The sequence below is a fragment of the Rhizobacter sp. P2_H3 genome (assembly GCF_056403355.1).
The window spans coordinates 1-13,315 of record NZ_JBFUFQ010000158.1; the positions used below are offsets into that span (position 1 = coordinate 1).

A 13,315-nucleotide genomic window follows, 5' to 3' on the forward strand; every position below is an offset into this window, starting at 1 on the left:
CCACCGGCCCGGTCGCCGGCTCACGCCAGGTCGAGTTCCTTGACCGCGGCGTCGTGGCCGTCGCCACCGGCACCGGCGTCTTCGTCAGCTGGCGCATGCTGGGCACCGAGGCCGACAGCGTCACGTACAACCTGTACCGCAACGGCAGCAAGCTGAACGCGAGCCCGATCGCGAGCAGCACCAACTACGTCGATGCCGGCGGCAGCGCGAGCGCCAAGTACAGCGTGGCCGCGGTCGTCAACGGCGTCGAGCAGGCGCAGAGCAGCGCCACCGCGACGTGGCCGCAACAGTACCTGACCGTCAAGCTGCAACGCCCGGCCGGCGGCACCACGCCCGACGGCGTGGCCTACGACTACAGCCCGAACGACGTGAGCGTCGGCGATGTCGATGGTGACGGCGACTACGAACTGATCGTCAAGTGGGATCCGTCCAACTCGAAGGACAACTCGCAATCCGGCTACACCGGCAACGTGTTCGTCGATGCCTACAAGCTCGACGGCACGCGGCTGTGGCGCATCGACCTCGGCCGCAACATCCGCGCCGGTGCGCACTACACGCAGTTCATCGTCTACGACCTGGATGGCGACGGCCGTGCCGAGGTCGCGATGAAGACCGGCGACGGCACGATCGACGGCACCGGCGCGGTGATCGGCAGCGCCACCGCCGACCACCGCAACAGCACCGGCTACATCCTGAGCGGCCCCGAGTACCTGACCGTCTTCAACGGCCTGACCGGCAAGGCGATGGCGACCACCGCGTACGTGCCGGCACGCGGCACGGTGTCGAGCTGGGGCGACAGCTACGGCAACCGGGTCGACCGCTTCCTCGCCGGCGTGGCGTACCTCGACGGCCAGCGGCCGAGCCTGGTCATGAGCCGCGGCTACTACACCCGCGCGGTGATCGCGGCCTGGGACTGGCGCGACGGCAAGCTCGCCTCGCGCTGGACCTTCGACTCCAGCACCAGCGGCAACGCGGCGTACCGCGGGCAGGGCGCGCACAGCCTGGTGATCGCCGACGTGAACGGCGACGGCAAGGACGACATCGTGTTCGGCGCCGCCGCGATCGATTCCAGCGGCAAGGGCCTGTATTCCACCGGACTCGGCCATGGCGATGCGCTGCACGTGAGCGATTTCGACCCGGCGCGCCCCGGCAAGGAGGTGATGATGGTCCACGAGGAGCCGGGCAGCTACGGTGCGCACGGCGTGGAGATGCACGACGCGGCCACCGGCAGGATCCTGTGGAGCCTGCCGGGCGGCGGGGCCGACGTGGGCCGCGGCGTCGTGATGGATGTCGATCCGCGCTACCCGGGCGCCGAGAGCTGGGCCACGGTGGGCGGGCTGACCAGCGCGAAGGGCGAGTCGATCTCGGACCGCCGTCCGTCGCGTGTCAACTTCGGCGTGTACTGGGATGGCGACCTGCTGCGCGAGCTGCTCGACGGCACGACCATCGACAAGTGGAATCCGGCCACCGAGAAGATCGACCGGCTGCTGACCGCGTCGAACTACAACGCCGCGTCGAACAACACGACGAAGGCGACGCCGAACCTCTCGGCCGACCTGTTCGGCGACTGGCGCGAGGAGGTGATCTGGCGCAACGCCAACAACAGCGAGCTGATGATCTTCACGACGACGATCCCGACCACCGAACGGCTTCGCACGCTGATGCACGACACGCAGTACCGCTCGGCGATCGCGAACCAGAACTCGGCCTACAACCAACCGCCGAACACCAGCTTCTTCCTCGGAGCGGGGATGGGCAAGCCGGCGCAGCCGAAGGTGTATGTGCCGCAGGTGAAGTGAGGGTCACTGCGGTCACCGCAGATCCCTGCGGTCACTGACATCACTGCGTGGTGGCGGCCGACTCGTTGATTGCCGGGCCGGCGTAGATGCCGGCATCGCTCGCCGGTGCGGCGGGGGCGGTGTCGGCGACGAGGCCGCCCGATGCGGTGAAGGCGCCGGCATCGGGGGCGTTGGCGCCCAGCATCGGTGTCAGGCACAGCACGAGGGCGAGGACGCCGGATCCGGCGGCGATGGCGATGAAGCGGCGGGTGAGGTCGTTCGAGGTTTGCATGGTGGGCTCCCTGTTGATGAAGCCCGCAAGGATGCCCACGTCCGGTATCGCCGATGTTTCAGCGGTGTCGCAGTTGTTGCAGCACATCTGCCGTTACCGAGCCCTCGATTGCGGACTGCACTGCCACCCTCACGGCTCACATCACTGCCGACTTCACTGTGCAAGGTGGCTCCCGAGCCCGTCGAACGTGTCGATCGGGAACCCCACCCATTCACTGCTCAGGTCCCACGCCGCCGGTGCCGTGGCCGGCACGCTGCCGTGCACGATGCCCGGCTTGCGGCGTAGCGTGYGGTCGAGCGTCGTCAGCGTGCTGCTGGTCCACGCGGTGCCGGGATTGAAGCCGACCTGGCCGAACGAATCGACCACGGTGCCCGACTTCTCCAGTGTCACCGCGTCGTTGCCGTTGAAGTTGACGACGCCGACCTTCAGCGCGCCCGGCAGCGTGACGGTGGTCGTGAACGAGGCGTGGATCAGCACCAGCGTCTTGCCCGGCTCGAGCGTGCCGGTCAACGGCAGCGAGCTGGTCGGCGTGCTGCCGCCGTTCGCATACAGCCGCACCGTGTAGGCCGTGAGGTCCACCGTGCCCACGGTCGGGTTGTAGATCTCCAGCGCCTTGTTGTTGCTGCTGCCTTCGACGTACTCGCTGAAGAACAGCTCCGGCGTGTCGCCGCTGCTCGGCGCGGCGCTCACGACGACCGTGCCGCTGCGCTCGGCCGTCAGGCCGCCCGCGCCGCTCAGCACCAGCTTCAGCGAGAAACTGCCGGCCGCGGCATAGGTGTGGCTGAGCGTCGTGACGCCAACGGCCGGGGCCTCGACCGTGCCGTCGCCCCAGTCGACCGACAGCGCGCTGCCGTTGCTCGCCGCGATGCCGGTGATGCTGACGGCCGTGCCCACCACGCCGCTGCCCGGCAGCGTCGCGGCCAGCGCCGGCACGATCACCGGCGCGTCGGCCGTGAGCGTCAGGCCGACCAGCACCGGGTCGTGGTCCGACGAGCGGAACGGCGTTGCCGCAAAGCGGTCGTCGGTCTTGAACTCGGTGTTGTAGTCGAGCACCAGCGGCTCGTCGGCGTTGACGTGCCACACGGTGACACCGCTCACCTGCGCGCCCAGCGTCTCGCTCGCGAACGCGTGGTCGAGTGCGCCCGATTCGCCGTTGAACACGTAGCTGTAGCGGGCCTCTTCCGGCAGGCGCTTCAGCAGCTCCTCGAAGCCGCCGCCTTCCAGGCTCTTGACCGGGTCCTCGTTCAAGTACGAGTTGAAGTCGCCGACCATCAGCACGTCGGCCTCGCCCGAGATGTCGGTGAGCTGAGTCACCCACTTCTGCAGCGCGAGCGCCTGCCGGAAGCGCGAGACGTTCCAGCAGCCCTGGCCGTTGTCGGCATCCAGGTCGGCGGCCGAGGCCGGGCACGAGCCCTTGCTCTTCAGGTGATTCACCACCAGCCAGAAGCCGCCGAGGTTGTCGACCGCGGCGAAGCGCTGCGCGACCGGCGGGCGCAGGCCTCCGTCGACCGCGAAGTCCGGGTCGGTCGGCACCATCGCATTGCCGATCGGCGTCAGGCGCGCCGGCTTGTAGATCATCGCGACGGTGATCGCATCGGTGCCGGGCTTGCCGGCGTCGATCCACGCGTAGGTGTTGGCACCCAGCTTCGCGTTGACCGCGCCGACCAGGTCGGCGAGGGCCACGGTGCCGTTGTTCTCGATCTCCATCAGCCCGAGCGCATCGGCATCCAGCCCGACGATGGTCTCGACCAGCTTCGCGCGCTGGCGCACCAGTTCATCCGCGGTATTGGCGCCGCGCTGGCCGAGCGTCGTGAAGAAGTTCAGCACGTTCAGGCTGCCGGCACGCAGCGTGCCGCCGACGGCCGCCGGTGCGGCAGGGCGCGGGTTGGCCGCGGTGAACGCGAGGGCCGCGACCGGGTGCACATGGAAGGCATCGGCCGTCCAGGTCATCACGCCGCGCACGCCGGCCACCGTGTCGCCGACGCGGCGCGTGCCGTTGGTGTCGGCGGCGGAGAGGTAGGGAATCGGTGTCGGGTTCTGGATGCCGGCGCCGTCGTCCAGCACGATCTTCGCGAGCACGTTCGCGGCGTTCACCTCGTCGCGCGTCGCACTGCCCGGGTGGTTGTTAGCCTGGAACAGCCGGCCGCCGGTGGACAGCACCAGCTCGCCGTAGCGGCCCAGGTTGTGGACTTCGGAGACGGTGAGCGTCTGCTTGAACTCGACCAGCATGCCTTCGACCGCTTCGAGGTCGCCGGCGCTGGCCAGCGGCAGCGTGACCTCGCGCGCGGCGATGGTGGGGCCGGCGCCGCAGGTGCTGATCGCGGTGACGGTGGCCAGCTCGGTCAGCCGCTCGGGGTCGGTGCTGCCGCTCTTGAATTCGCTGACGGTGCCGCTCGCCTGCACGTAGTCGCCCACTTTCACGTCGGCACCGCCCGGCGCGTAGACGAACRGGCCCTCGGAGGTCTTCGGGTCGGCATCGGCGACCGGCTGCTGGATGAAGAAACCCTTCAGCTGCTCGTCGCCCTGGAAATCGGCGGTGACGACGCCGCGCACCGTGACGGCCTGGCCGTCGAACGGGCTCAGCGCGCCCGGGCCCTGCACCGCGGTGATGTCGCGCAGCGTGTTCGGCGCGGCGGGGCAGTCCGGCAAGGTCGTGACGGGCGGATTGCCGCCGCCGCCGGCGGGCGGCGCGTCATCACCGCCGCCGCCGCAGGCCGACAGCGCGGCCAGCAGGCCGACGATGACGCCGGAGGTCCAGGACGCGTGCCACTTGGAATGGTTCGACATGCAAGTTCTCCCTGTTCGCGGAACTTCCGTCCGCAACTTCAACCGAGCGGGGCGACCGCGAGGGGCGGCCGGCAAAGCCGCGCAGGTTGCGCTGCCGGCGTGTCAGTGTCGTGACACGGGGAGTGCTTGCAAGTTCACGGCCAGCCAGCTCACTGCCAGCGCAGCGTCCAGATGAAGTCCAGCGAGTTGTCGAGCCCCGACTGCGCGCGCAGCGTGAAGCGCTGGGCGATCCGGTAGATCAGCTGCCAGTTGCCGGTGGTCGCGTTCAGGCTGCGTTCGTAGCCGACGTACCAGCGCCGCGACAGCTGCTTGCCAAGCGACACCACCGTCTCGCGCACGTCGGTCGCGCTGTTCGTGTTCTGCGACACCGACAGGTCGTCGATGCCCAGCACCTTCAGCGGATCGGCGCCGCCGCCTTCGCCGGCCAGCAGCGCCAGCGCCGCGCGCTGCAGCAGCGCGGTGTCGGATTTGCCCAGCCCGTCGCTCGCGCGGCCGAGCAGCATCCACGAGAGCTTGTCGATGTCGGACAGCTCCGGCTCGGAGAACAGCCGCACGCGCGGCGTCAGCGCGGTGCCGGTGATCGCGACGCCGACGCGCACGTCGGTGTTCGGCCGCGTCGCCTCGATGTCGAGGCGCGGGTTCTCCGGCGTGCCGGTGAAGGTGATGACGCCGCGGTCGATCGTCAGCTTCTGGCCATAGGCGTTGTAGGTGCCGTCGACCGCGCGCACGCTGCCGTTGAGCGCCAGCTTGCCGCCCGGCGTCGTCAGCTTCAGCTCGCCTTCGAGCCGGGTGTCGATGCCGCGCCCGCGCAGCCGCAGCGCCTGGCCCAGGTTCACCGTCAGGTCGACCGCGACGTTGCGGTTGCTTGGTGCGCCGGTCGGCGCGGTGACCTCGATGGCGGTGTTGCGGTTCACGACCACCACGTCGCCCGACAGGCTGGGCGCGCTCGACAGGCTGAAATCGAACAGCCCTTCGTCGACCTTGAAGCTGCCGTCGACCTTCAGGTTGTCGCGGTCGAGCTCCACCTGCGCCTGGCCGGTGGTGACGATGCGCCGGTCGACCCGGCCCAGCAGCTGGAAGCGCTCGGCCACCAGCGTCATCTTCGCGTGCGGCTTCTCGCCGAACTCGGCCGCGCCGCTCAGCTTGACGGTGCCGTTGCCGGCGCGCGCCTGGAAGGTGTTGATCTTCGCGTTGTCGCCCTGCAGCGCGATGTCGACCTCGCCGTCGGTCACGTTGACGCCCTGCAGGATGTTGCGCGCCGACAGGTCGGAGCCTTTCATGTGGCCGGTGTATTCGATCGCACCGAAGCGCCCGCCGATGGTCGCGGTGGTGCCGAGCTTGCCCCCCAGGCGCCAGCCGGCCGGCACCCACGCGCCCCAGGTGCCGAGGTTCGCCACCTGCGCCTCGAGCACGCCTTGCACCGGCGCCTCGGGCTCGGGCCAGGCGCGCTTCGGCGAGGTGCGCACGACGATCGCGCCGGCCGCCACGCCGAGCTGGTTGCCGGCCAGGCCCTGCGTGAAGTTCCAGACGCCGTCCTGCGCGCTCAGGCCGAGCCGCAGGTCGGTCAGGCCGAGCGGCTGCGTGCCGGTTTCGTCGGTCACCGAGAGATCGCCGCGCACGCGCTCGAGCACGATGTCGGCGCTGAACTCGGCCGCCTGGTGCACGACGATCCTGCCGCCGATCTGCAGGTCGCCGCCCCAGCCGAAATCCGGCTGCAGCCGGCGCAGCAGCGGTGCGATCGCGACCGGCTGCAGTTCGGCCTGCACGTCGAGCTGCTGCGTCTGCACGCCCTGGCCGGCCTGCCAGCGGATGGCGTCCCAGCGCAGCCCGGCGCCGAGGATGTCGGCGCGGCCGGCCGATACGTTGACCGACGGCGCGTCGCCCGCCTGCACCTCGACATCGACGTTCTGCGCCAGCAGCCACGGCGTGCTGCCGGGCTGGCTGCTGCGCACCTCGGCCTGCTGCAGCGTGCCCTTCCAGTTCAGCGGGGTCGGCGGCTTGCCGGCGGTGTTGCCGATGGAAGGTCGCGGTGACGTGCCGTCGAACGGCGCGCCGGTGAGGCTGCCGCGGGCGGTCACGAGCACCAGCGTGCGGCCGGTGGCGGGAGAGGGGGCCGAGGCGGCCGCTGCAGCCGCGGGCGGGGCGCTGGCTGCCGCGGAGGCCGCAGCAGATGCTGCAGCGACGGGGCGAGTCGCCGCAGGCGCGCTGGCCGCTCGCGCAGCGGGTGGCGGCTGCACGCTGTCGACCCAGGCCGGCGGCAGGGCCTTCAGCTCGCTGCGCCAGTTCAGCGTGTGCGAGCGGGCCGTGCCCTGCAACTGCAGCCGGCTGCTGTCGAGGCCCTGGCCGCGCCAGGCGCCCTGGGCGATGTCGGCGCTGAGCTCCAGCGGCGCATCGGCGCTGCTGCCGGCCTGCCAGCGCAGGTCGGCCCGGCCGACCGCCAGCGGGCCGGCGCGCAGCGTCGCGAGCTTGCCCTGGCCCTGCGTCTTCACGTCGGGCCAGCGGCCGGTCAGCTCGGCCTCGCCGTTGAAGCTGCCGTTCAGGCCTTCGAGCAGGCCGGAGGCCTGTGCGCCGGGCAGCAGCTTCAGCAGCGGCTGCAGGCGCGCCAGCACCGGCGCGCGGGCATCGACATGCCAGCGATCGGCCGCGCCGCGCGCATCGGTGGCGAGCGTGCCTTCGGCGTTCAGCGCGTTGCCGCCGGCGTCGAGTTTCACGCTGGCGGCGAACGGCGCGCCGGCGCTCGGGTGGTGCAGCGCGAGGTCGCCCCGCAGCGGCACGCCGGCCAGCACGCTGTCGCCGATCACCGCGCTGATGTCGCCGCGCAGCGCGGCCAGGCGGTCGAGCAGCGTCGCACCGCGCGGGGCCGGGGCGGTCACGCTGTCGGGCACCGTCACGGCCAGCTCGCCCTTCACGTTCAGCCGGTGCGGCCCGAGGTGCCAGCTCGATTCGGGCGGCCCGGGAAACCAGGCCGCAGGATCGAAATCGACCAGCGCGCCTTTCGCCTTGGCCTGCCACTGAGCCGCACCGCGCTCGGCGCTGCCGCTCAGGCTGGCCTGTGCCGCGCCGGCGGAGGCGCGCAACTCGCGCAGCTCGATGTGCCGCTCATCGCCTTGCGCATCCACCTTCAGCTGCACCGCGCGCGCCGGCTGCAGCAGCTGGCCCTTCAGGTCGACCAGCGCCTTGAAGCTCGGCGGCTGTGCGCTGCCGTCGGGCAGCGGCGGGTGGGTCTGGCCGGACAGGGTGACGGGGCCGCCGAGCGTCATCGCCGGCAGGTTCGGGTCGAGCTCGGACGGCGCGATCTTGTCGAGCGTCGCGTTCAGCTCGAAGTTGCCGCCGTCGACGCGGCCGGTGCCGCTGACGCTGCCGGCCGGCTTGGCGGTGCCGGCGAGCACCGCTTCGAACGCAGCGAGCTCGAACTGCCGCGGCTGGTCGGCGCGTCCGCGCACGTCGAAGCTCAGCTGGCGCAGCGGCAGGCGCTGCTGGTCCCAGCGGCCGGGGGTGTCGTTGCGCAGCGTGCCGCGCGCGGCGAGGCCGCCCTGGCCGGCCTTCGCATCGGTGGGGGCGATCGAGACCGTGCCGCTCAGCGCGGTGACGGGCGCGCTGGTCAGCAGGGCCGACAGGTCGAGCGCCTGCGTGCTGGCATCGACCTGCGGCAGCGGCCAGCTGTCCCACGGCGCGACGGTGGCGGTGGCGTCCAGCGACTGCCCTTGCGCGCGCAACGCGGCCTTGGCATTGAAGCGCGCGAGCGGGCCCTTCGCCGACAGGCCGGCATGCCAGTCGTTGCGCAGCGATTTCGCCCAGGCCGGCAGCGTCGGCAGGGCCGCCTCGCTGCCGCTGCCCTGCACGCCGGCCAGCTGCAGCTCGAGCGGCATGTCGCCGTCGGCGCCGATCTGCGCGCGGCCGGTGACCTGCAGCGCATCGAGCCGCAGCGAGACACCGCTGACACGGTGCAGCGCGCCGCGCTCGGCGCCCAGCGCGACCTTGGCGGCGATCTCGCGCAACGGATGCGCCTCCAGCCCCGGCACCAGCAGCGTGCCGACCGTCAGCTGGTCGACGTACACCTCGACCGGCGAGCGCAGCGAACTCGGCAGACCCGACGGCTTGGCATTCGGATCGCTGGGGCCGATCTGCACCGTGACGCGCTCGGCCGACATCGCATCGGCATGCACCGCCGCCCACGAACGCGGGTAGGGCGTGAACGACAGCGAGAGGCCGCGCCAGCGCAGCGCGTCGATCACGATGCGGTCGTGTTCGCCGAGCACGACGACGACCTGCTTCGCGCTGAAATCGCCGACCAGCGAACCGCGTGGCTCGCTGACCTGCAGCAACGGCAGCGAGCGTGCGACGTTGCCGAGCAGCCACGCGGTGCCGCTCTCGCTGCCGGCCGCCCACAGCGCGGTGCCGACCAGCGCGGCCGGCAGCACGATCAGCAGCACGAAGCCGATGATCAGCAGCGCGACCCACCAGCGGCGTCGGCGCAGCGGTTTGGCGGGGGGCGTGGCTTCGGTGTCGTCGCTCATGCGAGTTCTAGAAGGCGATGCCGACGCTCAAATGGAGGCGGTTCTCGTCGACCGCCTGGCCGTGCGCATAGTCGATGCGCAGCGGCCCGACCGGGCTGCGCCAGCGCAGGCCGACGCCGTAGCCGTAGACCGAGTTCACGTGGCCCCAGGTGTCGGACGCGTTGCCGCCGTCGGCGAACACCGCCCACCACAGCGAGGGCATGCGCGGCGAGATCGGGCGGGCCAGTTCGATGCTGCTGGTCAGCAGGAAGCGGCCGCCGTAGAGCTCGCCATCCTTGATCACACCCAGCGAGCGGTAGGCGTAGCCGCGCACCGAGTCGTCGCCGCCGGCGCGGAACAGCAGCGCATCCGGGATGCCGACATCGGGTTTCGCGAACACGCCGCCGGCCTCGACCCGCGCCTGGCCGTACCAGCGCTGGCCGAGCGGCCAGTAGCCGGTCAGGCGGCCGTAGGTGCGGCCGAACGGGCCGTTGCTGGCGAAGTTGTTGATGGCATAGCCGCCGGCCGCCTGGATCGAGGCGGTCAGGCCCTTGGTGGGCAGCAGGATGCTGTCGACGTCGCGCCAGACCCAGTTGTAGTTCTGCGAGACGGCGCGGCTGTCCTGCTCGGCGGTGTCGTTGGTGAGCTTCGAGTCGAGCACCTCGACGAAGATCAGCCGCTCGATGTGCTCGGTGTCGAGCGAGCGGCCGACCCGCACGCGCGAGTTCAGCGTGATCGCGCCGGCCGAGTCGAGCCGCGAGATGCTGGTGGCGATCAGGTTGCGGTACTGGCCGTCGGTCGGGTTCGACGTGAGGTCGGCGTCCCACGAGCGCAGGTCGCGGCCGAGTTCGAACTTGTTGTGCAGTTGCGCGTTGAAGCCGAACGGCCGGCGGTGCCGGTGCTCGAAGGTGAAGCGCCCGCCGGTGTTGTCGCTGTAGCCGATGCCGAAGGTGGCCTGCTGCAGCGTCTGCTCGCGCACCCGCACCGTCACCGGCGTCGCCGCGGCAACCGCCGGATCGGGATCGATCTCGACCGAGACGCCCTCGAACAGCCCGAGCTTGCCCAGGCGTTCCTGGAAATCGAGGATGCGCTTCTCGGTGTAGGGCGTGCCGGGGCCGAAGTCGGCGAGGTTGCGGATCGCGCCTTCGTCGTAGCGCTGCAGGCCTTCGATGCGGAGCTCGCCGAGGTGGAACAGCGGGCCGCTGTCGAGCACCGCGGTGATGCTGGCCTTCTGCGTCGACGCGTCGACGCGTGCCTCGGTGCTCTTCCATTGCGCGGCCGGGTAGCCGTCGGCGCGCAGCCGGGCCACGGTCTCGTTCTTCGCCTCGCCCCACAGGCCCTGGCGGAACGGGCGGCCGAGCTTCAGCGGCCACTGGTCCTCGAGGCGGTCGAAGGTCTCGCGCGCGGCCGGATCCTTGGCATCGAGGCCCTTCTTCAGCTCGCCTTCGATCTGCAGGTCCCAGTGGTCGACGCGGGTGCGCGGACCGACCTGCAGCACCAGCTTGATGACCGGCAGGCCTTCGGGCGTCTCGCTGCGCTCGACGGTGGCTTCGGCGTTGAAGTAGCCCTCGGTCTCGACCAGCGTCCTGGCCTGGGCCGGCGCGGCCGCGGCGAGGCGGTCGAGCTCGGCACGGGTGATGCCTTCCTGCGTCGACGACTGGAAGCGGCCGAGGTCGAGGTAGGTGGTGAGCAGGGCCTTCAGGTCGTCGGGGGCCTCGATCTCGAGCCGGTAGGCGACGAAGGCCGGAGCGGACGCGGCCGCCGCCGGTGCAGCAGCGGCGGCCGGGGGAGATTCGGGCTTGCTGCCGTCGTCGCTGCCGGGCTTGAAGATCGCGCAGCCCGACAGCGAGATCGACAGCGCGAGCCCGGCGGCCAGCAGGGGCGGTGCGGGCACCCTCATTTGCTCAGCAGCCGCATGGCACCTTCGAGGCCTTGCAGCGTGAGCGGAAACATGCGCTGGTTCATCAGCTGGGCGACGATCGAGATGCTCTGGCGGTAGCCCCAGACGCCTTGCGGCTCGGGGTTGATCCACGCGAATTTGGGGAAGGCATGCGTGAGGCGCTGCAGCCATTCGGCGCCGGCCTCCTCGTTGTTGTATTCGACGCTGCCGCCGGGCTGCAGGATCTCGTAGGGGCTCATCGTCGCGTCGCCGACGAAGATCAGCTTGTAGTCCTTGTTGTACTTGCGGATCACGTCCCAGGTGGAGAATTTCTCGCTGTAGCGGCGGCGGTTGTTCTTCCACATGAAGTCGTAGACGCAGTTGTGGAAGTAGTAGAACTCCAGGTGCTTGAACTCGGCCTTGGCGGCGCTGAACACCTCTTCGACGCGGTGGATGTGTTCGTCCATCGTGCCGCCGACGTCCATCAGCAGCAGCACCTTCACCTTGTTGTGGCGCTCGGGGACCATCTTGATGTCGAGGTAGCCGGCGTTGGCGGCGGTCGAGCGGATGGTGTCGTCGAGGTCGAGTTCCTCGTCGGAGCCTTCGCGGGCGAAGCGGCGCAGGCGGCGCAGCGCGACCTTGATGTTGCGGGTGCCGAGTTCGAGCGAGTCGTCGTAGTCCTTGAACTGGCGCTGGTCCCAGACCTTCACGGCGCTCTTGTTGCGGGACTTGTCCTGCCCGATGCGGATGCCTTGCGGGTTGTAGCCGTAGGCGCCGAACGGGCTGGTGCCGCCGGTGCCGATCATGCGGTTGCCGCCTTCGTGGCGTTCCTTCTGTTCCTCGAAGCGCTTCTTGAGCGTCTCCATCAGCTCGTCCCAGCCCATCTTCTCGATCGCGGCCTTGTCCTCGGGGCTGAGTTCGAGCTCGAGCTTCTTCTGCAGCYAGTCGAGCGGGATGTCCTGCGTGAAGTCGGTGAGCAGCTCGACGCCCTTGAAGTAGGCGGCGAAGGCGCGGTCGAACTTGTCGAAGTTGGCCTCGTCCTTGACGAGCGTGGTGCGGGCGAGCAGGTAGAACTTGTCGACGCTCGGGMCGCCTTCGTCGTCGATCACGCCGGCTTGCAGTGCTTCGAGCAGCGTCAGGTATTCCTTGACGGAGACCTTCAGCTTGGCGGCGCGCAGGGTGAAGAAGAAGTTGGTCAGCATGGCGGGCTGGGCGCGGCGTACCGCGATGAAACTACGGCGTATTGTGACTTCGTCTGCGCGCACCGTCCTCGTGCGCATACCCCATTGTTGCGGTGCGGCATTCCGGTTGTCCTACGGGGGCTTCTTGCATGATGTTCCGGCTGACATCCATGCCTCTGCTTGTGACATGAAGTTTCCGGCGCGCAAGTGCTTCCTGATGACGATGCTGATGGTGGGGGCCGCTGCTGACGCTGGGGCGGCGCCGCCGGTGCCGTGCCGCGCGGATCCGTTCGCCGACGCCGGCCCGGCCGACCGCGAGGCGCTGCTGTTGCGGCGCTGCGGCGGCGAGCGCATCGACTGGCGCGTCGAGACRCCGCGCGCGAATCCGACCGACGTGGGCCCGAGCCAGCTGCGCTCGCGGGTCGAGACCAGCACGACCGAGACGCTGGGTGGCGGGCTGAAGACGTCGATGCGGATGAGCTGGGCGGGGTTACGCACCGAGACCGAGYCGGGGCTGCGAACCGAGCAGGCCACCGTGGCGGCCGGAGCCCAGCTGCGGCTGGCCAGCAGCTGGGCGCTGCRGATGAACCTGGGACGCGACGTGGCGGGGGTGCCGCGCAACCGGGCGACCTTGTCGAGCGTGTGGCAGCCGCTGCGCAGCGGGACGCTCTATGCCGAGTGGGCGGGGAGCGGGCTGTCGGCGAGCGAGACCGAGGTCAACCGGGTGGGGGCGCGGTGGTGGCTCGTGCCGCGGCGGCTGTCGTTCGATCTCGGGACGGCGCAGCGGCCTGGAGTGCCGGGCTGGGAGGATCCCCGGTTTGCTGTCACCTGGGACATTTCGAATCTCTTGAAGTGACCGTGGAGGGGTGTTTCTGTGCGCGCGCGTCGCGGCGCGGCAGGGG

Annotated in this window: 7 protein-coding genes; 2 read left to right on the forward strand and 5 right to left on the reverse strand. The window is 70.4% G+C overall.

The features are described 5' to 3' along the window. A partial coding sequence (locus AC1D1T_RS23015) for a rhamnogalacturonan lyase (protein WP_477992546.1) occupies positions 1-1,799 on the forward strand: 1,799 nt, incomplete at its 5' end. A 40-nt stretch (positions 1,800-1,839) separates the two neighbouring features. Here AC1D1T_RS23015 and AC1D1T_RS23020 read toward each other — a convergent pair. From AC1D1T_RS23020 to AC1D1T_RS23040, 5 genes are all read right to left on the reverse strand, one after another. Further along, complete coding sequence (locus AC1D1T_RS23020; protein WP_047503063.1) at positions 1,840-2,070, reverse strand: hypothetical protein; 231 nt, start codon at positions 2,068-2,070, stop codon at positions 1,840-1,842. A gap of 153 nt (positions 2,071-2,223) precedes the next feature. Next, complete coding sequence (locus tag AC1D1T_RS23025; protein WP_477992547.1) at positions 2,224-4,857, reverse strand: ExeM/NucH family extracellular endonuclease; 2,634 nt, start codon at positions 4,855-4,857, stop codon at positions 2,224-2,226. A 149-nt stretch (positions 4,858-5,006) separates the two neighbouring features. Continuing rightward, positions 5,007-9,374, reverse strand: a complete 4,368-nt coding sequence (locus AC1D1T_RS23030; RefSeq protein WP_477992548.1) for a translocation/assembly module TamB domain-containing protein — start codon at positions 9,372-9,374, stop codon at positions 5,007-5,009. A 7-nt stretch (positions 9,375-9,381) separates the two neighbouring features. Further along, positions 9,382-11,247, reverse strand: a complete 1,866-nt coding sequence (locus AC1D1T_RS23035) for an autotransporter assembly complex protein TamA (protein WP_477826477.1) — start codon at positions 11,245-11,247, stop codon at positions 9,382-9,384. A gap of 2 nt (positions 11,248-11,249) precedes the next feature. Next, complete coding sequence (locus tag AC1D1T_RS23040; protein WP_477992549.1) at positions 11,250-12,434, reverse strand: vWA domain-containing protein; 1,185 nt, start codon at positions 12,432-12,434, stop codon at positions 11,250-11,252. Between the two features lie 166 nt (positions 12,435-12,600). Here AC1D1T_RS23040 and AC1D1T_RS23045 point away from each other — a divergent pair, with 166 nt between their 5' ends. Then, complete coding sequence (locus AC1D1T_RS23045; protein WP_477992550.1) at positions 12,601-13,269, forward strand: hypothetical protein; 669 nt, start codon at positions 12,601-12,603, stop codon at positions 13,267-13,269. Positions 13,270-13,315 lie beyond the last annotated feature (46 nt).